Here is a 24099-nt window from a genome sequence, read left to right on the forward strand (position 1 = left end):
TTGGCAGGACAGGCATGAGCATCCTTCGCAGCTTCGGCTCCTTCGCACTGGAGGTACGGGAGGATGGCGTCGCCATCGCCACTTTTTCCCGCCCGCCGGTCAATGCCGTGTCCCTGTCGGTCTATGAGGATATCGGTCGCTTCGCCGATCATGTGGCGGGCGACGACAATATAAAGTGCATCGTCATCACCGCTCCCGACAACGCACGCGCATGGTGCGGCGGCGCGGATCTACATGAATTCAAGGGCATGACGGTCGAGAAGCGCAAGGAACGCTATCGCTTCATCAATGCGCAATTGCCCCGCTTTCACCAGATCGATCGCCCGATGATCGCCGCCATCCGGGGCGCGGCCATCGGCGTGGGCGTCATGCTGGCGGGCATGTGCGACCTGCGCGTGGCGGGCGAACATGCCCAGTTCGCCTGCCCGGAGGTCGATTACGGCCTTGTCGGCGGCAGCGCGGGCATGTTCGCCATGCTGAAAATGCCGGAGGCGAAAGTGCGGGAGATGGTTTACACCGGGCGCACCTTCACCGCGCGGGAACTGGAGCCGACCGGCTTCTTCAACTATGTCGTGCCAAGGGCCGCGGTGCTACCGCTGGCACTGGATCTGGCCACCGAGATTGCGGGCAAGAGCATGCCGGCGTTGCGGGCGCGCAAACTCGCCTCGCTGATGCAGGAGGGGCCAGAATGGATGGAAGCCTATCTGGAAGCGCAGGAAATGTCATCAGCGCTGGTCGAACGGCCGGAAAGCGAAGCAGCCATTCTCGCGGCGCTCAAGGGCAAGAGGAAGCGTAAGCAGGACTAGAGCATCGTGCGCAAAAGTGGGAACCGGTTTTGCGCTTAAAACGATGCGACAACAAAGAATTAGAGCGCGCGGCCTGCGTCTGATTTAACGCGGCGCGCTCTAGCTGTTTAGTCCCGGCATTGCTGGTGCATTATTCAGCCAGGAATGGAGGGATGCGCTATGGGTCCGATTCTTCACGGAAGCGCTCGCACGACGGCGGCGGTCAAGGATTTGCCATCAGTCCCAGCCGGGCGAACAGCAGCGCGTCGGCGTCGGCGCCGTTATTGCCGGTGGTGAGCAGCCGGTCGCCCGTGAAGATGGAGTTGACCCCGGCCATGAAGCACAGCGCCTGGCTACTGTCGCTCATGCTCTCGCGCCCGGCCGACAGGCGTATCATGCTGGCCGGCATCAGGATGCGCGCGACCGCGACGGTTCGCACAAATTCGATCTCATCGATCCGGGCCATCGGCGTATCCGCCAGCATGTCACCCAGCGGCGTCCCGGCGATCGGCACCAGCGCGTTCAACGGCACGCTTTCGGGCGGGGCCGGCAGCATCGCCAGCGCATGCAGGAAGCCGATGCGGTCCTCCCGGCTTTCCCCCATGCCCAATATGCCGCCGCAGCACACCGCCATGCCCGCCGCGCGCACCCGGTCCAGCGTATCCAGCCGGTCCTGAAAGCTGCGGGTGGTGATCACCTGGTCATAATGGTCCGGGCTGGTGTCGATATTATGGTTGTAATAATCCAGCCCTGCCTCCGCGAGGCTCTCGGCCTGCCCGTCAGTCAGCATCCCCAGCGTCATGCAGGTTTCAAGGCCCAGCGCCTTCACCCGCCGCACCATGTCGAGCAGCGCGGGCATGTCCCTGTCCTTGGGTTCGCGCCATGCAGCGCCCATGCAGAAGCGGCCGGACCCCGCGTCCCGTGCAGCCTGCGCCGCCGCGACCACGGCATCGGCGGTCATCAGTTTTTCCGCCTTCAGGCCGCTCTTGTGATGGGCCGACTGGCTGCAATAACCGCAATCCTCCGCGCAGCCGCCGGTCTTGATCGACAGCAGGGTGGAAAGCTGGACGGCGTTGCGCGGATGATGCTCGACATGCACCGCATGGGCGCGCGCCACCAGATCGAGAAAGGGCAGGTCGAACAGGCGGGCGATCTCAGCCTTGTCAGGCGTTACCTGGGCAATAATGGCCGTCATCTCATTCATGTGCCGCTCCAAACCGGATCGCGCTTTTCAAAAAAGGCCGTGACGCCCTCGCGCTTGTCGGCGGTGCCGAACAGCGCGGCAAAGCCCTGCCGTTCCAATATCAGATGCGCGGCCTGCGTCGTTTCATGGGCAGCGCGCACCAGCGCCTTGCCCTGCTGCATCGCCAGCGGCGCGCGTCCCGCGATCCGGCCCGCCATGGCCAACGCCGCGGACAAGGCGCCGCCATCATCGACGACATCGCTCACAAGGCCCGCCTGCATCGCTTCGTCCGCCGACAGCGGATCGCCCAGCAGCACCATCTTCATCGCCCGCGTGCGCCCGACAAGGCGCGGCAGCGTGGCGGTTCCGCCCGCGCCCGGTATGATGCCCAGATTGGTTTCCGGCTGACCGAAGCGCGCACTCCGCCCGGCAATCACGAGATCGCAGCACATGACCAGTTCATTGCCCGCGCCCAGCGACCAGCCCTCGACCGCCGCGATCAATGGCTTGGCAAAGCCCCGGATGCGCGCCCAGATCGCCGGGCGGGGATCAGCGAGCGCGCCGCCGGTATCACGCGACGCCAGTTCGTTGATGTCGGCGCCAGCGGCAAAGAAGCGGTCGGCGCCCGTGATCACGGCACAGCGCGCGCTTTCGTCGGCCGCCGCATGATCCAGCGCGTCGGCCACGGCCGCCAACAGATCGGTGGCGAGAGCATTGCGCTTTTCCGGCCGGTTAAGACGCAGCAGCAGCACATGCTCCGCCGGCCGCTCAATCAGAAGAATGTCGGAAATGCCCGTCATGCGAAATTCCTGAGGTAGAAGGAGGGGCGGTATATCGCCTCGCCCGTTTCACCGGCCATGGCATCGAGCAGGCTCACAAGGCGACGGCGGCCAAACGCGTCGGCCCAGGCGAAGGAACCGAAAGGATAGTTGGCGCCGAAACGCAGCGCGGCATCGACCCCCGTTTCATCCGCCACCCGTTCCAGCACAGCATCGGCGGCGGCGTTGGCAAGCTGCGCCAGCGTGCGGCTGACAATCAGGCCGGGACGGTCGGCAAGGCGATGGCCGGTTTTTCCCAATGCCGCAAGGAAGCCCCTCGCGGCGGCATCGGCATCGTCGCTGGTTGCCGCAAAGCCAACATCTTCGCCCCCGTCCAACGCGAACCAGTCGAGCAACGCGACCGGCTTACCAAGCGCGACGGACTCCGCCCGCGCCGAAATGCCGCGCGTCCGGCCGATCTTGACCCCTTGGCAATCGACAAAGGCCTCCGCCCCTCCCTCACTCCACAGGCGTGCCACGCGCCGATGCTCGGCAAGCACGGCTGCTCCGGCGCTTTCGGGAACCACCGCCGATGGCCCACCATCATCATAGCGATAGACCCCCCTTCCCGTCTTGCGTCCGAGCCACCCGGCATCGACCAGCGCGGCCTGACGCAATTGCGGCACGAAACGGACCCGCCCGAAATAGGAATCATAAACCGACCGCGCGACCGCGAGATTGACATCCTGTCCGATCAGGTCGGTCAGCTCCAGCGGCCCCATGCGGAACCCCGCCGACCGGAACAGCGCATCGATCACCGCCGGTTCGGCAACCCCTTCGCCAATCGCGCTGAACGCCTCCGCATAAAAGGGGCGCGCCACGCGGTTGACGATGAAGCCGGGCACATCGGCCACCAGGATCGCCACCTTGCCCCATGCCTGTGCGGTCCGCCAGACGGCATCGGCTACCTTCGGATCGGTGGCGGCGCCAGCGATCACCTCGACCAGCTTCATGGCCGTCGCCGGATTGAAGAAATGCATGCCGACAAAGCGCTCAGGCTTTTTCAGCGTCCGCGCCAACCGCGAAATCGGCAGGGAGGAGGTATTGCTGGCGATGATGGCATCCGGTGCGACAATGGCTTCCAGCTGTTCGAACAACCTGCCCTTGATCACGGCATCCTCGACGATCGCCTCGACCACCAGTTCGGCATCGGCAAGGCGGGCGAGGTCCGACGTCCACGTCATTCTCGCCCGAAGAGCCACCGCTTCAGGGGACGTCAGCTTGCCACGCGCGACCAGCGTATCGATCGACGCCGCAATCCGCTTTTCGCCCGCCGCGAGCGCCTGGTCCTGAACATCGAAGACGATCACCTCCGCCCCCGCCTGCGCCGCGACCTGCGCGATGCCGGAACCCATGGCCCCCGCCCCGCAGATCGCAATCTTCGTGAGCGCCCCCGTCATCATGCCGCCTCGGCGATGCTGAGGATCGTCGTCCCAAACTCAACAAGCGTGCCCGGCTGGACCGGCGATGCAGCGACCCGTCCAACGACAGGGGACAGCAGCGCCATTTCCTCCTCCAGCACGCGGACGGTCGCGACCTTCTGCCCCGCAACGACCGGCGTGCCGACCGACAGGACATCGACCAGCGTGGAGACATGTTCGGTGGCAATGGCGGTCTGCGGGCCGTCGACCGTCACCGGCACTTCAGCAACCACCGCCTGCCGGCGCAGAGGATTGGCGCGCCCGCCGGTCCGGGCAATGAAAATCTCGGTCCTGCCCGACACCGCATGCATATCCTGCCAGCCGCTCGCCAGCAGCGTATCGAGCAGCGCCCGGGCGTCGTTGAGCGCGCGCGTCACGGCATCATCGTCCATCATGCGACCCTCTTCGCGCGTTCGGGCAGGAGAACCTGTTCCAGCCAGCGGGTATGGATGCGGTTTTCCACGAAATCGGGATGCGCCACGATGGCGCGATGCAGTTCGATGGTGGTCGGCACGCCCTCCACGACGAAGCCGTCCAGCGCTGCCGACAATTTGGCAATGGCGTCCGCGCGGTCCTTGCCATGCACGATCAGCTTGCCGACCATGGAATCGTAGAAGGGGGGGATCATCGCACCCTCTGCCATATGGCTGTCGAGGCGTATCCCCTCCCCTTCCGGCGGCTGCCAGCGCGTGATGCGACCCGGGCTCGGCAGGAAATCCCTCCCCACATCCTCGGCATTGATCCGGCATTCGATGGCATGGCCGGACAGCTTCACCTCATCCTGCGCGACCGACAGTGGCGCACCGCCCGCGATGCGGATCTGTTCCTGCACCAGATCGAAACCGGCGATCATCTCGCTCACCGGATGTTCGACCTGGATGCGGGCATTGACCTCGATGAAGTAGAATTCCTGCCGCTTCACATCGAACAGAAATTCGCAGGTACCCGCATTGCGATAGTGGACGCTGGCGGCCAGAGCGACCGCCGAAGCGTGCAACTGTTCGCGCAGAGGATCGGGCATGGCGGCGCAGGGCGCTTCCTCGACCAGCTTTTGGTAGCGCCGCTGGACCGAACAGTCGCGCTCGCCGAAATGCAGCACCTTGCCCTTGCCGTCGCCCATCAGCTGCACCTCGACATGGCGCGCCTCGGGAACGAAGCGTTCCATGAACAGCGTGCCGTCGCCGAACGCCGCAATCGCCTCCGCCGATGCGCGGTGGAAACCAGCTTCGGCCTCGTCCGCATTGTTGGCGATCACCATGCCGCGCCCGCCGCCGCCCGCCGATGCCTTGAGCAACACGGGGTAGCCGATCCGGTCGCCCTCCCGCCGCGCATCGGCGGCGGTGGCGACGCAATCGCTGCCCGGAACCAGCGGAACACCGGCCGCGCTCGCCATGGCGCGCGCGCGCAGCTTGTCGCCCAGCGCATCGATGACGTCCGGTTCCGGCCCGACAAAGGCAATGCCATGGTCGGCGCACAGGCGCGGCAGGATGGCGCGTTCGGACAGGAAGCCATAGCCCGGATGCAGCCCGTCGCAGCCGCTTTCCTTCGCCGCATGGACGATCAGGCGCGGGTCGAGATAGGATTTCGCCGCCGATGCGGGACCGATGACGATGGCGCGATCCGCCAGTCGCGCCGCCGCGCCATCCCGGTCGGGATCGGACACGGCAACGACCGTTTCGATATTGAGCGCCTGCGCCGCCCGCACGATGCGGAGCGCGATTTCGCCACGATTGGCAATGAAGAGTCGCTTGATCGCCATCAGTTCCTCACCAGCGCAAACAGGGGTTGGCCCGCCTCCACCATCGCGCCATCAGGAGCCAGGATCGCATGGACCGTGCCCGCTTCTTCCACGCGGACGGCGGTGAAGAGCTTCATCACTTCGATCAGGCAAACCTCGTCGCCAACCGAAATGGTCGAACCCAGTTCGACATAATTGTCGGCGCCCGGTTTGGGCGCGCGATAGAAGGTGCCCAGATTGGGCGCGCGAATGATGATCGCATCCTCTGGCAGCGCGGCAGGCGCCGAAACGGATGGGGCAGCCGCCGTCGGTGCCAGGGGCCGCGCAACCGGGGCCAGCCTCGATACCGCCGGTCCCCTCGCGGCGGGGTCATTGGACAGATAGATTTCGAAATCGCCACTGCGCAAATGCAGTTCGCGCACCCCCGAGCGGGAGAATTCCTCCATCAGGCTTTGCAGGGTGGCAGAAAAATATGGCTCGTTCATCAGTCGATCCAAAGATGGCGCGGCAACCTTCAGGCTACCGCGCCAGGGGAAAAAAGTTAATATTTGTAGGAAAGCGAAATCCCGTAGACCGCCGGTTTGCCACGATAGCGGATGAGCGTGTCGAGGAAGGTCGAAACCGCCGTGACATAACTCTTGTTGGTGAGGTTGCGCGCAAACAGCGTGGCCCGCCAGCGATCGTCGCTGCTGGTCACGCCCAGACGGGCATCGACCAGGGCATAGCCGGGGATTTCGAACTCGTTCGCGGGCAGCGTCGCATTATGGAAGGTCGTGTTCTGCCGCGCCTGATAGGTCAGCGTTCCGCCGACAAAGGCATTGATCGACGCACTGACCGGGAATTCATATTGGGCGTCGGCATTGGCGCTGAACCTGGGCGTGTAGGGCAGTTCCGATCCCTTGAAATCCCCGGTATAGCCCGATGCATTATAGACCGCCTGCCCATCGGGCGTCGTCGAATAATGCGACGTCACCCTGGTCTTCAGGTAACTGGCGCTGCCCGTCAGGGTCAGGCCGTCCACCGGGCGGACGACCAGTTCACCCTCGACACCCAGAATATAGGATTTGGGCACGTTCAGCATCTTCTCCAGCAATCCGAAAATCGGGTCGGCAATGCGACCGCGAACCTGCTTGTTGGAATAGTCATAATAGAAGACGGCGCCGTTCAGCTGAACCTTGCGATCCATCAGCGGCGCTTTGAAACCCGCTTCATAGGCAATCACCTTTTCCTGCACGGCCGGTGTGTACTGGCTCTGCGCCGAAGCGCCGATGGCGGAGAATATGCCCGCCTTATACCCCTGGCTGACGGTCGCATAGAGCAAGGTGCCCTGATCGAACTTGTAGTTCAGCCCGACACGGAATGAGACATTATCTTCCGAAAGCTTGCCCGGAACCGGCGTCAGCGAGGAATGGAAGTTCGCGTCCACCGGGAAACACTCGCCCGGCTGGATATTGATCGCGGGAATATTGAGGAACTGCCCGAACAGGAAGGCCGCACCCTGCCCCGTGTCGATCGCCGGATCATTGTAGCAATAGGATGCATCAAGCTTGTTCTTGGTATAGCGGATGCCGCCTTGAACCGTGAGGTTCGATATGATTTCAGCTTCCACATTGGCAAAGGCGGCATAGGAACGCTGACGCGAGGTAAAGTTGTTGAGCGTCAGCTTGATCAGATCGGCATTGGCGGAATAGTCGCCAAGGTAGAAATAATTATTCTGAGAGGTACGGAGATTGTCGTAGCTCGCGCCCAATATCCAGTGCAACCTGTCGCTGTTACCCGCAAGGCGCAATTCCTGATTGAAGGACCGCACATTGCCGAATAGCGGCACGTCGACAACCTGCGCCACGGTGGCGTCCAGATCCTGCGCATAGTCGAGCTTCTGCTTGGCCAGCGCTGTTACCGAGGTCAGCGTGATCGTGTCGTTGAGGTCGATGTCGACCCGGCCAGCCAGCTGATAATAGCTGTTGTCCGACTTGCCGAGCAGGCCCGGGGTCCATTCGGCATCGCGGGCCTTGCCGCTGACCGGCGTTCCCAGAACGGCGCGCGCACCTGCGGCAACGGCCGCATTCGTGCTGCTCAGGCGCGACACGAGCGTCGACTGGCGCGACAGGAAGCTGGCATCATAGCCCGAACCGCCCGGCGTCGTCAGATCGGCATAGCGCTGCGCATCGACATAGCCATAGGGGTTGCCCGACGCGGCAAGCGCCGCCTGCGATCCGTAGATGTCGAGCAGCGTCCCGGCATATTGCGGCGCCAGCGGATCGGACCGGTCGCGCACCCCCGTCGCCATCAGTTCGACCTTGACGCCATCGACCGGCTGTATATCGAGCGTCAGACGCGCCATCAGCTTGCGCGCATCGCCATTATCGTCGTTGGGACGTGACAGGCTCTGCTGCCAGGCGCCGCCTGAAATACTCTTCACCGCCAGACGGGCCTGCATATTCTCAGCGATCGGGCCACTGATGAACCCGCCCAATTCAGCGCGATTGAACCGCTCATAGGATGCGTTGAAACCGGCATGGAAATCGCGCGTGGGCTTGCCGACGATATAGTTGACCGCGCCGCCCGTCGAACTTTGACCGAATAGCGTGCCCTGCGGCCCCTTGAGAACTTCGACCCGCTCGATATCGAGGTCCAGCGCATCGGACATGACGGGCACGTTGCGGGGGATCTGGTCGGTATAGACCGACACGGACGGCGCCGCGCCAAAGGTCGCATCATAGAGGCCGATACCGCGCAAAGTATATACCGGCGTCGAATAAAGCGATTGGGTGAAGGTAAAGCCGGGCACCAGCTTGGACAGATCGGCCGGTCCGCCAATGCCGCGATTGGACAATTCGGTTTCGGACGCAGCAGAAATAGTCAGGCCGACATCGTTCACCGACTGCTCGCGCTTGTTGGCGGTCACGATGATATCCGCGGTGCCGACATTGCTCGGCGGCTCCTGCGCCGGAGCCGGCCCGGAAACCGATGCGGTCTGGGCGAATGCCGGCGCGGCCAAAGCCGCCAGCGCCAACGCGGAAACGCGTGTCGAAAATATTGCCTTGCTCATGATATCCTCACCTCCCGTCAGCGCTTGTCGCGCGACTGTTTTTTCGGTTTTTTTCAGTGCCTTTATTAGGGCCTTCGCTGTTATTCGGCCGTCAGCCGGCGATCATCGCGCCGTCGACGACATGTTCCGCGCCGGACACGAAACTGGCTTCGTCCGACGCCAGGAAGAGCACCACATTGGCCACTTCCTGCGGCTGGGCCATGCGGCCCAGCGGTATGACGTCCGCCGCGCCGCCACCGTCTTCACCGACCGCGGCGACCATCATCGGCGTCAATATGTAGCCGGGATGGACGGAGTTCACCCTTATGCCGTCCCGGCCATGCTGCACGGCGATCAGCCTGCTCATGCCGCGCACCGCCCATTTGCTGGCGCAATAGGCCGCGTTGGACGATTCCCTGGTCCCCAGCATCCCGGCGATGGAGGAGATGTTGACGATCGACCCGCCGCCCGCCGCGATCATCGACGGCAGCACCGCCTTCATACCCAGAAACACGCCCAGCTGGTTGATCGCGCAAACCTTGAGGAAATCCTCCTCGGCGAAATCAAGCAGCCCCTGAACCGGGCCGATCACGCCCGCATTGTTGACCAGCACCGTCACCCTGCCGAAACGAGCCTCGGCCTGACCGACCACTTCGCTCCAGTCCGCGGCGCTCGCCACATCATGCGGCACGAACAGCGCCTTGTCCCCCAGCTCAGCGGCCAGTGCGGCGCCGCCCTCCCGGTTCACGTCGGTCAGGACGACGCTGGCCCCTTCGCGGACGAAGGTGCGCGCATGCGCCTCCCCCATCCCCTGCGCCGCGCCGGTGACGATCGCGACCTTGCCCGACAGGCGACCCATGGATCAGGCCACCGCGGTCTGCGAAACCTGACCGATTTTCGGGGCAACCTCCCTGACCAGCAATTCCATCGACCGCTCCCAGGCTTCGGGCGCGTCGATATAATCGTGGCTGTAGATCAGCAGCGTGCCGAACGCCCCGCCCAGATCGTCGCACCATGTCTCGATCTTCTGCCGCACAGTTTCCGGCGACCCGACGATCCAGACATGTTCGGCCAGATAGGCGGCATCGACATCGGCCGGGTCCATCGACGGATCGTGGAGCAGGCCGGGAAGGACGCCGAACCGCTCATAGGTCGGCTTGATATATTCGGACCAGGCATGGTCGATGCCGCCCTCGATCGCCAGCTTGCGCGCTTCGGCATCGGTGTCCGCCACGATGACGTCGCGGACCACCCTATGCATGGAGCGGTCTGAAGGACGCCCGGCCTCCTCCATCTTCTCGCGATAGGTCGCGAAATGGCTGCGCAGGAAATCATTGCCGGCATAGACCGACGCCGGGATGAAACCATGCGTCCCGGCGAAGGCGATCGACGGCGACGGCGCGCTGAGGCCCGTCATCGCCATCTGCATCTCCCCGCCCCAGGGGCGGACGTCGCGCAGCGGCTTTTTGGGATTATTCTCCGGGAAGCCCGCCTTCCAATATTCGCCCTCCATCTGGAAGGGTTCGGCCTTCCACACCCGTTCCATGATGTCGATCGCCTCCAGCATCATCGCATGGTTTTTCGACATGTCGGTGATGCCGCGCAGCGCCGCGTCGGTCGGATAGGCGCCGGTCGCCACGCCCAGCATATAGCGCCCCTCCAGTATCTGGCTGAGCCAGGCCGTCTGGATCGCCAGCGTGGCCGGATGATGATAGGGTAGAAGATGCGCGAGCGGCCCGAACTTGATCTGCTGGGTCTGCGCGGCGGCGGCGGCGATCACCAGTTCGGGGCTGGGAATCCCCTCCCAGTTCAGCGTCGCATGCTCACCCACCCAATATTCGCTGAAGCCGATCCTGTCGGCATGGACCGCCTGTCGCACGGCCCAATCGAACACCTGCTTGGGTGTTCGTTCGGGGCGCACGAACGGGGTCTGGAACATCCCAATCTGCATCATCTCACCTCTCTTATCCTATCGGCCCGCGCCTTGCGGCCGCTCAGCCGTGATCCTTCCACTCGACCAGCAGGCCCGCATCATCGAACCGCATGACGCTACAGAATTTGAACCGGAACGCCTCGCCCGCCGCACCGAAGCCCGGAAGGTCGATCGCCGCGGTACCGGCATACCATGCCTCCCGCACGACAATATCACCCGCCACCGTCACCCGTTCGGGCGCCTCGAAATGGCGGTCCGGCGCATAGGTCGAGGCAAAGCCGCGCAGCACCTCCAGCAGGGCTTCCCGGCTGTTCATGGCGAAATCCCGATTATAATGCGCGAAATCGAGGTCCGGCGCGATCAACGCTTCCAGCGTTTCGAAATCCTTGGCATTATAGGCCCGGATCAGGCGCTCAGCAGCGGCCGCCACATCTGCCATCAGACCCGGACCTTCGAACGATATTGGAGTCGACTCAATCGCGAAAGATCGAACGCGATGTCGCAAAAACGGCCTTTGATCGCCATCACTCTCTCCCGAGTCCTGCGCCGCCTTGCGAAATGCGGCCGTCTTTTCTCGATGATTCTGAGCTACTACTTGCTCTCTTCCCCGTCAATATTTTTTCGACTTTTTGTCGGAAAAATATGCGCTGCCGTCCAAGAAACGTCAGAATTATGGGATTTTTCTGTCATCTCTTGCCATCGCCTATTAAAAAATCGATACTTGGTCGGCACGTAAGGTGCTGCTAAACAGTTTTTTCAATTCTCTGGATCAGGAATTCTGCTCTCCTCTGCGCGGACAAGACATGATGGCAACAAAAGGCAAAACCAAGAATCTTTCGGATTTACCGGAACCGCTTTCCACGCAGGCGGATGAGCGAACGGCGCACCCCCCACTTTCCGACTGGGACGCACTGCTCGACGAAATCTCGCACAGGCCAAAGCGGGCAACCGAGCGCAAGCAGGACCGCAGCAAGCGGACCGAGCAGCAGATCCTCGCAGCCGCCCTGCGCGTCTTTGCCCGCGACGGCATTTCCCGCACGCGCATTGCCGATGTTGCCGCCGAAGCCGGGATTTCGACTTCCACCCTCTATGAATATTATAAGAGCAAGGAGGACCTGGCCTATGACGTGCCGCTGTCCCACCTCGCCGAATTTTTCGAAAGCTACCGCAACGCCGTCGCCGGCAAGGAAACGGCGCGTGAGCGGTTGATGCTGTATCTGTCCATGTCGGCCGATTATGCCCGCGAACATGCGGAATGGGCGCGGCTGCTCTATCTGGAAATCTGGCCCAGCGTGTTCGTCAGCGAAACCGAGTTGCATCGCAGCATCGACGATTTCTCGCGGGTCATCCTGTTCCTCGTCCGGCAGGGCATCAGCGAAGGAAAGCTCGCGGCCGACCGCGATCCCTATGAAACGGCGGCGCTGCTGGTCGGCGGCGTCAACCAGGTGATCATCACCTGGCTGCTCTATCGGCGCCCGCGCAACCTGACCAAGGCAGGGACGGAAATGGCCGAACGCCTGCTGAGCATGCTGGAGAATGAAGGGGCCGGACGCGGCTGACGCGGATCAGGCATCGCGATAATCCGGCGGGCGTCTGTCGAGGAACGCTCCGACACCTTCCCCGCCGTCCACGCCCGCGGCGCGTACCCCGTGGCATCGGTCGTCAGGGTGAATGACCCGATGGTTTTGCTCACTCGTCCCATTCAAGAATGAAGGGTTTGACGCTGCCGACGATCCCGTTGGTGAAGCGCAGGCCAGCTTCGTCGGCCAGACGGAATTCGGGAATGCGCGCAAACCATTCGCGCAGCACGATCTTCATCTCCATCCGCGCAAGATGCGCGCCCGGACAGGTGTGCGATCCCTTGCCGAAAGTCGAATGCCTGCGCCCGGCGCGGCCGAGCCGGAATTCGAGTGGATCGTCATTATAGGCGTCATCCAGCGTCACGACGATGGTGGGCGCCATCACCATGTCGCCCGCCTTCAGCCGGACGCCTTCGAAATCGACGTCGTGGCGGACTTCGCGCGAGGAGGACACCACCGGAAAGCGGCGCAGGAATTCCAGCAGCGCGTCATCGATACGCGACGGATCGGCTGCCAGCGCCCGGCGCAGGTCATGATCCTCCGCCAGATAGGACATGGTGAAGCTGAGCAGATTGACCACCGTGTCCAGACCGCCAACCAACACCTGCATGCAGATATTCTGCGCCTCCACATCGGTCAGTTCGCGACCGCCGACCGTGCCGTTGACCATGCGGCTGATCATGTCCTGACCATCGCCGCCCCGCCGTGCGGTGATGACGGGAATCAGATAGTCGCGGAACATTTGCGCGACTTCGGGATAGGTCAGCGATCCATCGGGACGGGTGAACTGGTCGGCCAGATGCTTGAGCTTGGGCAGGTCGGCCAGCGGCAGGTCGACGATATGCATGAAGATCTGGACCGGCAATTGCTCGGCAAATTCATGCATGAAGTCGCAACGACCCTTGCCCCGGAACCCCTCGATCAGACTGACGGTCAGGTCGGTGATCTTCTGCTCGACGGCCTTGAGCGGCTTGGGACCGAGATTGTCGTTCAGCAGCTTGCGAAATGGCTGATGCTCCGGCGGATCGAGCGACAGCGGAATGAGCCGATAGGCCTCGCCCGCCGTATCCTTGGGCACCAGCACGGTATGGTTGGAAAAGCGATCGGATTGCGACATCACCACATCGGACACGTCGCCGCGCATCGCGACCCAATGCCCGCCATTATGCGGGGTCCACATCAGGGGATAGGGCACCACATCCATCAGGGCACGCCAACTGCGGTGGAAATCCGTCCCCTCGGGCACGTCGCGGTAAATATCGAAGTCGAAGACACGATCGGCCGGCACATTGTCCGGTCGCGCGACATTCTGATCCACAGCCTGCGTTATGCCGATTTCCATTGCCACCTCTCATATGCGGCGCCGATCTTCGCGCTCGCGCTTTTGTCGGCTCAGCTTTTATCGGAACAGCATCTCCAATAAAAGATAAATCGTCGGATTTTTTCGAAATAATGTCCGTTTTCTTGATTATTTTGAAGTTTTAGGTGAAATATTCCGAATTAACATCACAAAATATGGAGAGTGAAATGCACCGACTCGAGGGCAAGGTCGCCATCATCACCGGCGCGTCGCAGGGGATGGGCCTGGCCCATGCCCGCCGCTTCGTCCGCGAGGGCGCCAAAACGATCTTCACCGACATCAACCAGGAGGCCGGGCAGGCGCTGGCGGAGGAGCTGGGGGAAAACGCGCTCTTCATCCGGCACGACGTCGCCTGCGAAGCCGACTGGCGCAACGTGGTCGAAACGGCGGAGGCCCGCTTCGGTCCCGTCACGGTGCTGGTCAACAATGCGGGCATCATCGGCCCCGGCGCGCTGGCGACCGACCTGTCGGAAGCCGATTTCGAGAAAGTCTGCGCCATCAACCAGACCTCGGTCTTTCTGGGGACGAAGCATGTCATCCCCTCGATGATCAGGGGCGGCGGCGGTTCCATCGTGAACATATCATCCATTTCCGGCATCGTCGCGATCTACGGCACGCCGAACGTCGCCTATGCCGCCAGCAAATTCGCCGTTCGCGGCATCACCAAGCAGACCGCGATCGAATTTGGCGGGCAGAATATCCGCGCCAATTCGGTCCATCCCGGCTATATCCGCACGCCGATGATGACGCAGGCGCTGGACGAGGAGCAGATCAGGATCGCCAGCGGATCGGTGCCGATCAAACGGGTCGGGGAAGTCGAGGATGTGTCCAATCTGGTCGTGTTCCTCGCCTCGGATGAGGCCAGCTTCATCACCGGCACCGAGCATATCATCGACGGCGGGCTGACCGCGCTTTGAATCAGTTCGGCCCGATGATGGGGTTTCCATCACCGGGCCGAAATATAATTACAGGAAGATATCAGCCTTCTCGACGAAGACTGATGTTCAGACCCGCCGACTGAATCTCCACCACCGGCATGGTGGCGACGGTCATCAGCTTGCGGACCTGCTCCAGTTCGGGCGAGGACAGCAGCGGATAGTCCCGCCGCACCGGACCGGCGGCGCGCATCTTGTCGATGTCCGCCTGCGGCACCGTGGCGCGCAGGATCAGTTCGTCCTCGTCATCCGTGTCATATTGTTTCTTCAGATCTTCCAGAGACGGGTCGGCGGGCGGATTGTCGAGCACTTCCTTCGCCCGCGCGCTCGCCATGATGCGGTCCATCACATTGGGGTCCACCGGCGCGACCGTATCGCCATAGAAACCGGCGGCATATTGCACCACCTCGTCCGGCACCGTGCCATAGCGCTGGCCGGTGACGATGTTGAGCACCGCCTGAATGCCGACCAGCTGGCTGAACGGCGTCGCCATGCCCGGATAGCCCAGATCACGGCGCACCGCCGCAACCTCCGCCAGCACATCGGGCAGCCGGTCCATCATCTTGTGCATTTCGAGTTGCGCCTTGAAAGTGCCCATCATCCCGCCCGGAATCTGATGCTCGATCGAGAAAATATCATATTCGGCATATTGATCGACCAGATAGCCCGCCGCCTTGCCCACGGCGCGGAAATGGTCGGCCACCGGCTGGAACAGGCTGGTGTCGAGCGAATGGCTGTGCCCCTTCAGCTCGATATTGCGCACCATGGTTTCGGTCGCCGGGACGGAGGGACCGTTGGCCATTGGTTTGCTGGCGGTGTGCAGCACCGACACGCCCAGTTCCACCGCATCCAGATAGGCCTTGGCCGTCTGCCCCAGCAGGTTGTTGGCGTGGAATTCGATCGGCTTGCCATTGGCCGCCGCGACGATGCCGGGCATCAGCGTCTGGAGCCGTTCCTTCTCCAGCACGCCCGCCGTATCGTAGAGCAGGATGGAATCGACGTCCGGGCTGGCCGCGAGCAGCCGCACCTTTTCGGCATAATAGGCGTCGGTATGGACCGGCGACAAAGCGAACATGATCGCCGCCGCGACCTTCGCATCCGCTTCCTTCGCGACCTTGGCCAGCCGCAGCATGTTATCCATGCCGAACAACACGTCATATATCCAGAAGGAGCGCACGCCATGGGCGCACAGGCGGCGGACCCACAGGTCCATCAGCGCGCGCGGGCTGACGCTGAAGGTCACATTGGCATTGGCGCGAAGCCCGGCGCGAAGCGGCGTGCGCGGCATGGATTCGACCAGCAGGTCCAGCCCCTCCCAATAATTTTCCTGGCAATAGCGGGTCAGCACATCCAACATGCCGCCGCCCGTCAGATCGATCGTCGTGAAACCGGTGCGGTCCAGCAGCGGTGATACCGGCAGGGCCATGCCCGCCCGCATCCGCAGGCCCCACAGGCTCTGCTGACCGTCCCGCATTGTTTCGTCGAGAAATTCTATATGCGCCATGTCTTTGCCTCTCCCGGCTGCGGCTGTCGGCGACAGCGCGCATCCCAATCAATCGCGTTCGATGTAGAGCAGTATCTGTCCGCCCTCGACCAGAGCAGCATCCGCCGCCGCAATATGCCTGACCGTCCCCGCTATCCCCGCCTTGACCGAGGTGAACAGCTTCATCACTTCGATCAGACAGACTTCGGTATCGGCCTCCACCCGTTGCCCGACCTCGACGAAGCTGGGCGCGCCGGGTTTGGGCGAGCGGTAGAAGGTGCCGAGATTGGGCGCGACCACCGGCGCCCAATCGGGGTTCACATCGCCAGCAGTCGGCGCGGCTGCTGCATCGGCGGCAACGGCCTTTGGCTGCGCAGCAGCGGGCGGGGGCGTGCTAACGGTCGGGGCCACCGCCGGTCCATGCCCGCCCAGCGGCGCGGTGTCGGGATTGGTGGACAGCAGCAGGCTGATCCCCTCTCCTTCGACCCGTATCTCGCTCCAGCCGCCGGACTTGAACAGCTCGGCCAACAGGGCGATGTCGCGTGCAAGCTGTTCGCTCATAGTCCTGTCACCATCTCCGTCATGCCGCGGCCCGTCCATGATCGCTGGCGTTCGCCTGGCCCGCCAGCGTGTCGGCAATCACGCGCTCATAATGCCATGCCTCGTCACCGAAAGCATGTTCGATCACCTTGCTGCGGCGCAGGAACCGGTGCAGGCCCAATTCCCAGGTGAAACCCATGCCGCCATGGATCTGGATCGCCTCATTACAGGCGCGGCGGGCGATCTCGCCGCAGTAGGCCTTGGCCATTGAACTGGCGCGGGCATGGTCGGGGGCATCCTCCGATACGGCCCAGACGGCATAATAAGCTGCGGAACGCCCGGCCTCGACCGCCACGGCCATGTCGGCGCAGCGATGCTTGATCGACTGGAAGGCGCCGATCGGCTGGCCGAACTGCACGCGGGTCCGCGCATAGTCGACCGACGTGTCGAGCATGCGCGCGGCAATGCCCATCATCATCCCCGCATGCAGGGCCGCGCCCAGATCAATGAGTCGCTGAACCGGCGCATCGGAGAATTTATGCCCGATGATCGCGCAATCGGTCAGTGATGCTCCCTCCAGGATCAATTCGCAAAAGCCGCTGGACGGATCGATGTCCGCATGGGGACGCAGCGCCACGCCGCGCGCATTGCGTTCCACCATGACCAGTGCCGGCTCGGCATCGACCAGCGCCAGCGTCAGGAACAGGTCGGCATCGACGGCATCGGGCACCAATATCTTCCTGCCGCCGATCATATTGCCGCTGACGCTGGTTTCGACATCGGCAGGATCATAACCCCGCCCCTGTTCCAGCATGGCGACGGCTATTCTGAGCTGGCCCGCCGCGATCCGAGGCAGCCAGGCGCTTTTCTGGCGATCCGTGCCATAGCGCACGATCAGGTCCGTGGCGATCAGCGTGGTGGCGACGGTGAAAGGCGCCAGCCCTGCCCCCAATGCCTCCACCGCCAGCGCCACGTCGACCAGCGCCAACCCGGCGCCGCCATGCTCTTCAGGCACCAGCAGCGCGAACAGGCCGAGTTCGGCAAGACCGCTCCACACCGCCGCATCCCTGGCGTCAGCTGGATCAGGAGCGGTCAGCGCGGGAAAATCACCCAGCATCTGCGCGACCGTGTCGCCCAGGCTTTTCTGGTCTTCGTCAAAGCCGAAATTCATGGGTCGCCGCCCTCCCCCCTTAGCGTGGCAGGCCGAGCATGCGCTCGCCAATGATGTTGCGCTGGATTTCCGACGAACCGGAATAGATGGTGAAGGCCTTGGACTGGAGATAGCTGAGCTGGAAGCGACCGCCCGCCGCGCTCAACGGGTCGCCGCCCGCGATCGGGGCGGTCGGCCCCAGCGCATCCATGGCATTTTCATACATATTCTGGGCTGCGTGGCTCCAGTAGAGCTTGATGATCGAGGCGTCGGGACCGCGATCCTCCCCGTTCAGATATTTGCTGAAGGTGCGCAGCGCGTTGAGGCGCATCACCTCCACCTCGGTGATCGAGCGGGCCAGCTTCTGCCGGATCGCCGCATTGTCGATGCTGCGATGATGACCGGCCTGCGTATCAAGCATGCCGAGCAGCTTGTCGAGTTCCTGTTTGAAGCGGACCTGACGGGCAAGGCCGTCCTCAGGACCGCGTTCATAGGCCAGCGTCGTCATCGCGATCCGCCAGCCGTCATTGACATCGCCGACGATATTCTCCGCTGGCACCTCGACATCGTCGAAAAAGGTTTCGTTGAACTCGCATTCGCCGGAAATCTGGCGCAGCGGACGGATCGAAATGCCGGGCGACTTCATGTCGATCAGCAGAAAGCTCAGCCCCTTATGCTTGGGCGCATCGGGATCGGTGCGGACCAGTGCGAAGCACCAGTGCGAATATTGGGCGAAGCTGGTCCAGATCTTCTGACCATTGACGATGAACTTGTCGCCGCGCCGCTGCGCCCGCGTGCGCACCGACGCCAGATCGGACCCGGCATTGGGTTCGGAAAAACCCTGACACCAGACCTCCTGCGAGGCAATGATCGGCGGCAGAAAGCGTTTCTTCTGCGCTTGCGTGCCGTGGCGCAAGATGGTCGGCCCGGCCAGATTATGGCCGATGATGTTGATCCCCTCCGGCGCCCGCGCCCGCGCCATTTCCTCAGCGAAGATGGCGCGTTCGACCAGAGTGGCGCCGCGCCCGCCATATTCGGTCGGCCAGTTGATGCCGCTCCACCCGCCCGCGTGCAGCTTGCGCTCCCAATCGAGGCGGAACATGGCGCGTTCGTCCTCATCCTCCGGCTCGAACACGCTCTCGCCCCACCCCTGCGGCAGGGCGTCGACCAGCCAGGCACGCAGGCTGCTGCGAAAGGCCTCTTCGGCGGGGGTGTAGGTGAAGTCCATATCAGCCTCTTGCTGCCGCAGCCGCGAAATCGGGGGCGCGCTTCTCGCGGAAGGCCTGCACGCCCTCCTTATATTCCGGCGTCAGATAGGCGACGGTCTGGGCGTAGCTTTCATATTCCAGCATCTGGTCGAGCGTCGAATTGCTGGCCTTGTCGAGCAAGGTCTTGGTCATGGCGAGCGCGGTCGGGGAACCGGCGACGATCTTCGCCGCGATCGCCCGTGCTTCGGCCAGCAACTGGTCGTGCGGCACGACATGGTTGACGATGCCCAGCTCCTTCGCCTCGTCCGCCAGCACCTTGCGGGCGGTGAAGCACAATTCCTTCGCCTTGTTGATGCCGATCACCCGCCCGAGCAGGTAAAGACCGCCCAGATCGGGGACCAGACCGACTTTCGCAAACGCCTGGATGAAGCTGGCCTTATCGCTGGCGATGATGAAGTCGCAGGCGAGCGCGATGTTGAACCCCGCCCCCGCCGCCGCGCCGTTGACGGCGGCGATGACCGGCTTTTCCAGCCGGAACAGCGGTTCCAATATGTCCTTCAATATCCAGCGGTGACGGGCGCGCAGCTGGATCGGCGTCATGTCGTCGCGGCGCGCCTTAAGGTCGGCGCCAGCGCAGAAGCCTTTGCCAGCGCCGGTCAGGATGACGCAGCCCACGCCGGGATCGGCGGCGATCTCACGCAACGCCGCATGCAGTTCCTGATACAGCCCGTCAGTGGTGGCGTTCATCGCCTCGGGTCGGTTGAGCGTGATCGTCGCAATCCGGTCGCTGACGTCGTAGAGGATGTTTTCGTAGGCCATGGGCACCTCTCAGGGCGTTTCTACAAAGGGGTGATGAGCGATGTCGCCGTCCGTCGAATCGGGGATCGCGAACCATTGCTCCGGTATCTGCACCGGAATGCGGAAATCATGGGCTGGGATGACGATGTCGCTGCTGTCCTGCACCCGGCGCATCGCCGCCTGCCAGACGCGCTCGCTTTCGCTGCGGATATTGCCGGTCAGATAGGCGCCGGTCAGGGACCGTTGTGGCCGGTCGGTGGCGCGCGGGTCGGCCGGGAACCAGTAACGATAATGGTCGCCCAGGTCCGACGCGATGGCCACCAGCCCCTTCGCCGTGGCGATGACCGGCACCTGCATCCCCTCCGTATGGCTGGGCACATAGAGCAGGCGTATGCCCGGCAGCAGGTCGGTATCGCCCTCCACCAGACGCAATTGGCCGGGACGCTTGCGCGCCAGCAGATTGTCGATGGTCGATCGCCAGTAATAGATGCGCTGCGAGGGCACCGGATCAATCGCCGCCATCAGCTCGGCCCGCTGCACAACGACGCAGGCATCGGGAAACAGGTCCAGATTGTCGGCATGGTCGAAATGCAGGTGGGTAAGGATGATGTACTGGATATCCTCCGGCTTCAGTCCTTCCTTCGCCAGTTCCTCACGCAACGCCTGATGACCGCCTCGGGTGCCGTTCACCTTCAGCCGCCTGGTGACAGTCGCCACCTCGGCCATGCCGCTGTCGACCAGCAGGTTCACCCCCTCCCCACGCACCAGCCAGCAATGGATGGGATCGCGCATGATCCCGCCGCCATGCGGCAGATGCAGCTCGCCGATCCGCAGGGAGGTGATGCGATAATGGGTCACGCGTCGATCACCTCGAAGCGTTCGATGTCCTTGAGTGACCCTTCGCGCTCCCCTTTGCGCCAGATCGCGCGGACGCGGGTGCCCGGCTTGATCCGCGCCTTGGCGGTTTCGATGTCGTCGATGTCGATCATGTGGATCAGGCGGGTGGAGGCGCCGTCCAGCACGATCTCCGCATAGACATAGGGCGGTTCGCGGGTCTGGCCGATGAAGCTCATATTGATGATCGAGCAGCCCCGGATGGTGCCGGTATCGGCGCAGGCCTTCCATGTGCCGGTGCGCTTGTGGGTGATGTCGTCAATCTCGCGCGGCGGCAGCAGGGCATCCTCGCCGCCGGAGGTGCGGACGCCCATGACCCGGCCGAACTCCCGGATCTCATCGAACATACGGCCATAATAGGGGCCATAGGCATGTTCATAATGGAGCGTCATCGAATAAGGGACGACTTCCACCGGGGATTCGGGATTGTCGAGCGGCTCGACCGTGCCGAGCGGCGCATCGGGCGCAGGGCGGAAACCGGCAATCGCCAGCATCGATCCCTCGATCCCGTCTGCCCATTGCGCCTCCACCCGCAACCCCACGGAAAGGTCGGACAGGTCGGCAAGGATGCGGTGCGCGAAATCATTGTCGCAGCCATCCAGCCGGACAAGGCCGATGACGTCGCCATCGACGCGGGTGAAGGCGGTCAGCACGCCGCTATGCGGCGCGGCGACGAAGCCGTCCGGCTCCTCCCCATCGACGGAGGAGAAATCCTGCGCGGGCGCCACCACCCGCCCCGACGGGAAGCGCGTGCCGGTAATGCGGCGGTTCTTCACTTCGGCAAGGAAAGTGCCTGCCGCGCGCCCCGGCGTCAGCGTATAGGGCATGGAGATTTCGCTGTGGAACACAGGCAGGTCGATCGGAACGGTATCCGGTGCGGAAAACATTGCTTTATCTCCCTTAAGCGCTCAGTACCGCGCAGCCGCGCAGATTGGCCCAGCCGCCACCCGACTGGACGAGCGCGAGTTTCGCGTCCTTGATCTGGTGGGTTTCATTGCGCCCCATGACCTGCGTGGCCGCCTCGATCAGACGGATCAAACCGACCGCGCCGATCGGATTGGCGCCCATGCAGCCGCCCGAAGGATTGACCGGAATGTCGCCGTCCAGCTGCGTGGCGCCCGACGCGATCAGCTCCGCCGCCTGTCCGGGCGGGCAAAGGCCCAGGCTTTCATAATAGTTGAGTTCAAAGCAGCTATAGGGCTCCTGCACTTCCACCACATCGAACTGGCGGCGCGGATTGGTGATGCCGGCGGCGCGATAAACCTGGCGACTGGCGATGGCGAGCGGCTCCGACAACATCAACGATCGTTCCGGCGCATTGTCCGCCTCGCAGCAATAGGCAATGCCCTGTATCCAGGCCGGGCGATCGGTCGATTTCGCCGCGACATGCTCCGCCGCAAGGACGACCGCCGCCGCCCCGTCCGAAATCGGCGGCACGTCGAGCAGCTTGATCGGCCAGCAGAGCGGCTTGGACGCCAGCACCTCGTCGACCGTCACTTCCTTCTTGATATGGGCATAGGGGTTGGCAATGGCATTTTTGCGGTTCTTCGCCGCAACCATCGCCGCCGCTTCTTCCGTATGGCCCAGCATGTCCATGCGGGCGCGCCAATAGGCGGCGGAAAAGCCCATGATGCCGACCGCGAATTCCCGGCCCCAGAAGGGATCGTAGAGGGTCGAGATGGAATATTGCAGCTGCCCTTCCGACAGCTTGTCATAGGCAACGACCAGCGTGCGGTCCGAATAGCCGCCGGCCACCTGATAATAGCCCGACAGCGCCCCGGCAAAGCCCGCGCCGCCGCCGCTGGTGACGCGCACCACCGACTTGCCCTGCGCGCCGATGGCGTCGACCACCCATTTTTCCGGGTGGTTGACCGCCGCGAACAGCACCGGTCCCGATGCGACGACAACGGTGTCGATATCCTCCATCGTCAGCTTCGCGTCGGCGAGCGCCCGGTTGACGGCTTCGCGGACAAGGCCCGCCTGACTGACATCGGTGCGGCGGCGCGAGTGATGCGTCTGCCCGACGCCGACAATTCCTACATGACGGCTCATATCAAACCTCGAGAGTGAAGACGCAGTTGTTCTGCATGCCGACGCCACCGGCGCCGTGGACGATGGCGCGGGTCGGACTTCCGCCGCCGTAAAGCGCAGGCTGGCTGAGCTGTTTGGTCGCCTCCGCCAGACGGATGAGGCCCGTCGCCATGATCGGATCGGCCGGCAGCGCGCCGCCCGACTGGTTGATCGCCACCCTGCCGTCGCTGGCCGCCGCAAGACCTTTGCCCTTTTCGGCTAATCCCAGCCCTTCGATCACCAGCAGTTCACCTACCGCCGAGCTGGCGCTGATTTCGGCGATGTCGGCCTTCGCATCCGACCAGCCCGCCTTGCCATAGGCCATGTGCGCAGCCTTTTGCGCGGAGGACAGGCCGTCGGCGCTGCGGTCGGCAAAGCTGTGCGTGTCGATCGACGCGCCCATGCCGGTGATGAACACCGGATTGCCGCCGGAGCGACGCGCGACATCCTCAGTGGCGATCAGGATCGCCACCGCGCCATCCACCGGGCGCGACAGCATCAATCGGGTCAGCGGCGCCGCCGCCTCGCCTGAACCCAGGATCGCATCGACATCAGGCAGCGTGTCGATCAGCACATCGCCCTTATCGGCCCCGGCAGCCCAGCGGCGCGCGACCAGATCGGCGAGATCGCGATCCGACACGGCGTTCGCGGCCAGATAGCGCTGGGCCTGAATGCCCGTCGCCGCGCGCTGCCCAAAGCCCACCGGGCGCTGGTAGAAAGGTTCGCACTGGGACGACCAATAGGCGTCGATATTGGATTCCGATGGCTTGGAGTAAGCGACGATCAGGCCAATGGCCGACGCGCCCGAACGGATCTTGTTCACGCCATAGAGCGCAGCCCACAGCCCGTCCTCCTCGACGCGGGCCTCCTCCTTATGATGCGCGCCCAGCGCACCCAGGAAACCGCAGTTGGAGATGGAGCGGCCGTCCAGAACGTCGCTGCCGGAATCGATGATGAAATCGACATCATCCAACGTCAGGCCGCTGCCCTTGAAGACCGAGGCAACGACCGATGAAATCAGGTCGATATGCTGCGCGCCGTTCCACGCGGGTCGCAATTGCGTCTGGGCGGACGCGACGACCGCCACCTTGTTCAACCCCATCAGTGCTTCCTCATCCTTGCGCCGCCCATCGGCCCGCCGGTCAAGCCTGCGCCATCGCGTCCGGGACCGA

The 24099-nt window shown here is 63.4% G+C and carries 23 protein-coding genes; 3 read left to right on the top strand and 20 right to left on the bottom strand.

The window, feature by feature from the left end:
* The first annotated feature begins 14 nt into the window (after positions 1-14).
* Positions 15-806: an enoyl-CoA hydratase/isomerase family protein gene (locus tag RUH75_RS08885; RefSeq protein ID WP_313804642.1), complete on the top strand. Its 792-nt coding sequence runs from the start codon at positions 15-17 to the stop codon at positions 804-806.
* Between the two features lie 202 nt (positions 807-1008).
* On the opposite strand, the gene bioB is transcribed toward RUH75_RS08885, so the two are convergent.
* The 10 genes from bioB to RUH75_RS08935 all read right to left on the bottom strand — a co-directional run bounded on the left by bioB (position 1009) and on the right by RUH75_RS08935 (position 11348).
* Entirely contained in the window at positions 1009-1989 is a 981-nt protein-coding gene (gene bioB, locus RUH75_RS08890) for a biotin synthase BioB (RefSeq protein ID WP_313804645.1), read from the bottom strand.
* A complete protein-coding gene (locus RUH75_RS08895; protein WP_313804648.1) occupies positions 1986-2768 on the bottom strand; it encodes an enoyl-CoA hydratase-related protein in 783 nt (260 codons plus the stop codon). The genes bioB and RUH75_RS08895 overlap by 4 nt, the downstream gene beginning before the upstream one ends.
* Positions 2765-4186, bottom strand: a complete 1422-nt coding sequence (locus RUH75_RS08900) for a 3-hydroxyacyl-CoA dehydrogenase NAD-binding domain-containing protein (RefSeq protein ID WP_313804651.1) — start codon at positions 4184-4186, stop codon at positions 2765-2767. The genes RUH75_RS08895 and RUH75_RS08900 overlap by 4 nt, the downstream gene beginning before the upstream one ends.
* Positions 4186-4602 (bottom strand): hypothetical protein, encoded by a 417-nt coding sequence (locus tag RUH75_RS08905; protein ID WP_313804654.1) that lies wholly within the window; start codon positions 4600-4602, stop codon positions 4186-4188. Before RUH75_RS08905 ends, RUH75_RS08900 begins: the two co-directional genes overlap by 1 nt.
* Entirely contained in the window at positions 4599-5966 is a 1368-nt protein-coding gene (locus RUH75_RS08910) for an acetyl-CoA carboxylase biotin carboxylase subunit (RefSeq protein WP_313804657.1), read from the bottom strand. The genes RUH75_RS08905 and RUH75_RS08910 overlap by 4 nt, the downstream gene beginning before the upstream one ends.
* Positions 5966-6430, bottom strand: coding sequence for a biotin/lipoyl-containing protein (locus RUH75_RS08915; protein WP_313804660.1), 465 nt, complete (start codon positions 6428-6430; stop codon positions 5966-5968). The genes RUH75_RS08910 and RUH75_RS08915 overlap by 1 nt, the downstream gene beginning before the upstream one ends.
* A 56-nt stretch (positions 6431-6486) precedes the next feature.
* Positions 6487-8997, bottom strand: a complete 2511-nt coding sequence (locus RUH75_RS08920; RefSeq protein ID WP_313804662.1) for a TonB-dependent receptor domain-containing protein — start codon at positions 8995-8997, stop codon at positions 6487-6489.
* Positions 8998-9088: 91 nt separating this feature from the next.
* Positions 9089-9835 carry a glucose 1-dehydrogenase gene (locus tag RUH75_RS08925; RefSeq protein WP_313804664.1) on the bottom strand — a complete coding sequence of 249 codons (747 nt, stop codon included), beginning with the start codon at positions 9833-9835 and terminating at the stop codon, positions 9089-9091.
* 3 nt (positions 9836-9838) lie between these two features.
* Positions 9839-10930 carry an LLM class flavin-dependent oxidoreductase gene (locus RUH75_RS08930; RefSeq protein ID WP_313804666.1) on the bottom strand — a complete coding sequence of 364 codons (1092 nt, stop codon included), beginning with the start codon at positions 10928-10930 and terminating at the stop codon, positions 9839-9841.
* A gap of 40 nt (positions 10931-10970) precedes the next feature.
* Entirely contained in the window at positions 10971-11348 is a 378-nt protein-coding gene (locus RUH75_RS08935) for a nuclear transport factor 2 family protein (RefSeq protein ID WP_313804668.1), read from the bottom strand.
* 364 nt (positions 11349-11712) lie between these two features.
* Here RUH75_RS08935 and RUH75_RS08940 point away from each other — a divergent pair, with 364 nt between their 5' ends.
* A complete protein-coding gene (locus RUH75_RS08940; protein WP_313804671.1) occupies positions 11713-12468 on the top strand; it encodes a TetR/AcrR family transcriptional regulator in 756 nt (251 codons plus the stop codon).
* A gap of 130 nt (positions 12469-12598) precedes the next feature.
* On the opposite strand, the gene RUH75_RS08945 is transcribed toward RUH75_RS08940, so the two are convergent.
* The gene (locus RUH75_RS08945; protein ID WP_313804674.1) at positions 12599-13831 is read right to left on the bottom strand and encodes a cytochrome P450; all 1233 of its coding nucleotides are present in this window, start codon (positions 13829-13831) and stop codon (positions 12599-12601) included.
* Between the two features lie 185 nt (positions 13832-14016).
* Between RUH75_RS08945 and RUH75_RS08950 the strand changes: the two genes are divergently transcribed.
* On the top strand, positions 14017-14766 hold the full coding sequence (locus RUH75_RS08950; RefSeq protein ID WP_313804677.1) for a glucose 1-dehydrogenase: 750 nt from the start codon (positions 14017-14019) through the stop codon (positions 14764-14766).
* Positions 14767-14827: 61 nt separating this feature from the next.
* Here the strand turns inward: RUH75_RS08950 and RUH75_RS08955 are convergent, their stop codons facing one another.
* From RUH75_RS08955 to RUH75_RS08995, 9 genes are read right to left on the bottom strand one after another with little or no spacing between them, the layout of a single operon-like run.
* Positions 14828-16288, bottom strand: coding sequence for a pyruvate carboxylase (locus tag RUH75_RS08955; RefSeq protein ID WP_313804680.1), 1461 nt, complete (start codon positions 16286-16288; stop codon positions 14828-14830).
* 48 nt (positions 16289-16336) lie between these two features.
* Positions 16337-16828, bottom strand: a complete 492-nt coding sequence (locus RUH75_RS08960; RefSeq protein ID WP_313804683.1) for an acetyl-CoA carboxylase biotin carboxyl carrier protein — start codon at positions 16826-16828, stop codon at positions 16337-16339.
* 19 nt (positions 16829-16847) lie between these two features.
* Positions 16848-17978, bottom strand: coding sequence for an acyl-CoA dehydrogenase family protein (locus RUH75_RS08965; protein ID WP_313804685.1), 1131 nt, complete (start codon positions 17976-17978; stop codon positions 16848-16850).
* Between the two features lie 19 nt (positions 17979-17997).
* A complete protein-coding gene (locus RUH75_RS08970) occupies positions 17998-19185 on the bottom strand; it encodes an acyl-CoA dehydrogenase (protein ID WP_313804687.1) in 1188 nt (395 codons plus the stop codon).
* Position 19186: 1 nt separating this feature from the next.
* Positions 19187-19984 carry an enoyl-CoA hydratase/isomerase family protein gene (locus RUH75_RS08975; RefSeq protein ID WP_313804698.1) on the bottom strand — a complete coding sequence of 266 codons (798 nt, stop codon included), beginning with the start codon at positions 19982-19984 and terminating at the stop codon, positions 19187-19189.
* A gap of 9 nt (positions 19985-19993) precedes the next feature.
* Complete coding sequence (locus RUH75_RS08980; protein ID WP_313804704.1) at positions 19994-20821, bottom strand: N-acyl homoserine lactonase family protein; 828 nt, start codon at positions 20819-20821, stop codon at positions 19994-19996.
* A complete protein-coding gene (locus RUH75_RS08985) occupies positions 20818-21744 on the bottom strand; it encodes an OB-fold domain-containing protein (protein ID WP_313804707.1) in 927 nt (308 codons plus the stop codon). Before RUH75_RS08985 ends, RUH75_RS08980 begins: the two co-directional genes overlap by 4 nt.
* A 13-nt stretch (positions 21745-21757) precedes the next feature.
* Positions 21758-22909: a thiolase C-terminal domain-containing protein gene (locus tag RUH75_RS08990; RefSeq protein WP_313804710.1), complete on the bottom strand. Its 1152-nt coding sequence runs from the start codon at positions 22907-22909 to the stop codon at positions 21758-21760.
* 1 nt (position 22910) lies between these two features.
* Positions 22911-24029 carry a thiolase C-terminal domain-containing protein gene (locus RUH75_RS08995; RefSeq protein ID WP_313804713.1) on the bottom strand — a complete coding sequence of 373 codons (1119 nt, stop codon included), beginning with the start codon at positions 24027-24029 and terminating at the stop codon, positions 22911-22913.
* Positions 24030-24099: the final 70 nt, after the last annotated feature.

Source organism: Sphingobium sp., assembly GCF_032153725.1.
GTDB lineage: Bacteria > Pseudomonadota > Alphaproteobacteria > Sphingomonadales > Sphingomonadaceae > Sphingobium.

Bases quoted from the DNA above. Each gene is read 5' to 3' on its own strand.
- RUH75_RS08885 (WP_313804642.1), top strand. From the start codon at position 15: ATGAGCATCCTTCGCAGCTTCGGCTCCTTCGCACTGGAGGTACGGGAG.
- bioB (WP_313804645.1), bottom strand. From the start codon at position 1,989: ATGAATGAGATGACGGCCATTATTGCCCAGGTAACGCCTGACAAGGCT.
- RUH75_RS08895 (WP_313804648.1), bottom strand. From the start codon at position 2,768: ATGACGGGCATTTCCGACATTCTTCTGATTGAGCGGCCGGCGGAGCAT.
- RUH75_RS08900 (WP_313804651.1), bottom strand. From the start codon at position 4,186: ATGACGGGGGCGCTCACGAAGATTGCGATCTGCGGGGCGGGGGCCATG.
- RUH75_RS08905 (WP_313804654.1), bottom strand. From the start codon at position 4,602: ATGATGGACGATGATGCCGTGACGCGCGCGCTCAACGACGCCCGGGCG.
- RUH75_RS08910 (WP_313804657.1), bottom strand. From the start codon at position 5,966: ATGGCGATCAAGCGACTCTTCATTGCCAATCGTGGCGAAATCGCGCTC.
- RUH75_RS08915 (WP_313804660.1), bottom strand. From the start codon at position 6,430: ATGAACGAGCCATATTTTTCTGCCACCCTGCAAAGCCTGATGGAGGAA.
- RUH75_RS08920 (WP_313804662.1), bottom strand. From the start codon at position 8,997: ATGAGCAAGGCAATATTTTCGACACGCGTTTCCGCGTTGGCGCTGGCG.
- RUH75_RS08925 (WP_313804664.1), bottom strand. From the start codon at position 9,835: ATGGGTCGCCTGTCGGGCAAGGTCGCGATCGTCACCGGCGCGGCGCAG.
- RUH75_RS08930 (WP_313804666.1), bottom strand. From the start codon at position 10,930: ATGATGCAGATTGGGATGTTCCAGACCCCGTTCGTGCGCCCCGAACGA.
- RUH75_RS08935 (WP_313804668.1), bottom strand. From the start codon at position 11,348: ATGGCAGATGTGGCGGCCGCTGCTGAGCGCCTGATCCGGGCCTATAAT.
- RUH75_RS08940 (WP_313804671.1), top strand. From the start codon at position 11,713: ATGATGGCAACAAAAGGCAAAACCAAGAATCTTTCGGATTTACCGGAA.
- RUH75_RS08945 (WP_313804674.1), bottom strand. From the start codon at position 13,831: ATGGAAATCGGCATAACGCAGGCTGTGGATCAGAATGTCGCGCGACCG.
- RUH75_RS08950 (WP_313804677.1), top strand. From the start codon at position 14,017: ATGCACCGACTCGAGGGCAAGGTCGCCATCATCACCGGCGCGTCGCAG.
- RUH75_RS08955 (WP_313804680.1), bottom strand. From the start codon at position 16,288: ATGGCGCATATAGAATTTCTCGACGAAACAATGCGGGACGGTCAGCAG.
- RUH75_RS08960 (WP_313804683.1), bottom strand. From the start codon at position 16,828: ATGAGCGAACAGCTTGCACGCGACATCGCCCTGTTGGCCGAGCTGTTC.
- RUH75_RS08965 (WP_313804685.1), bottom strand. From the start codon at position 17,978: ATGAATTTCGGCTTTGACGAAGACCAGAAAAGCCTGGGCGACACGGTC.
- RUH75_RS08970 (WP_313804687.1), bottom strand. From the start codon at position 19,185: ATGGACTTCACCTACACCCCCGCCGAAGAGGCCTTTCGCAGCAGCCTG.
- RUH75_RS08975 (WP_313804698.1), bottom strand. From the start codon at position 19,984: ATGGCCTACGAAAACATCCTCTACGACGTCAGCGACCGGATTGCGACG.
- RUH75_RS08985 (WP_313804707.1), bottom strand. From the start codon at position 21,744: ATGTTTTCCGCACCGGATACCGTTCCGATCGACCTGCCTGTGTTCCAC.
- RUH75_RS08990 (WP_313804710.1), bottom strand. From the start codon at position 22,909: ATGAGCCGTCATGTAGGAATTGTCGGCGTCGGGCAGACGCATCACTCG.
- RUH75_RS08995 (WP_313804713.1), bottom strand. From the start codon at position 24,029: ATGGGGTTGAACAAGGTGGCGGTCGTCGCGTCCGCCCAGACGCAATTG.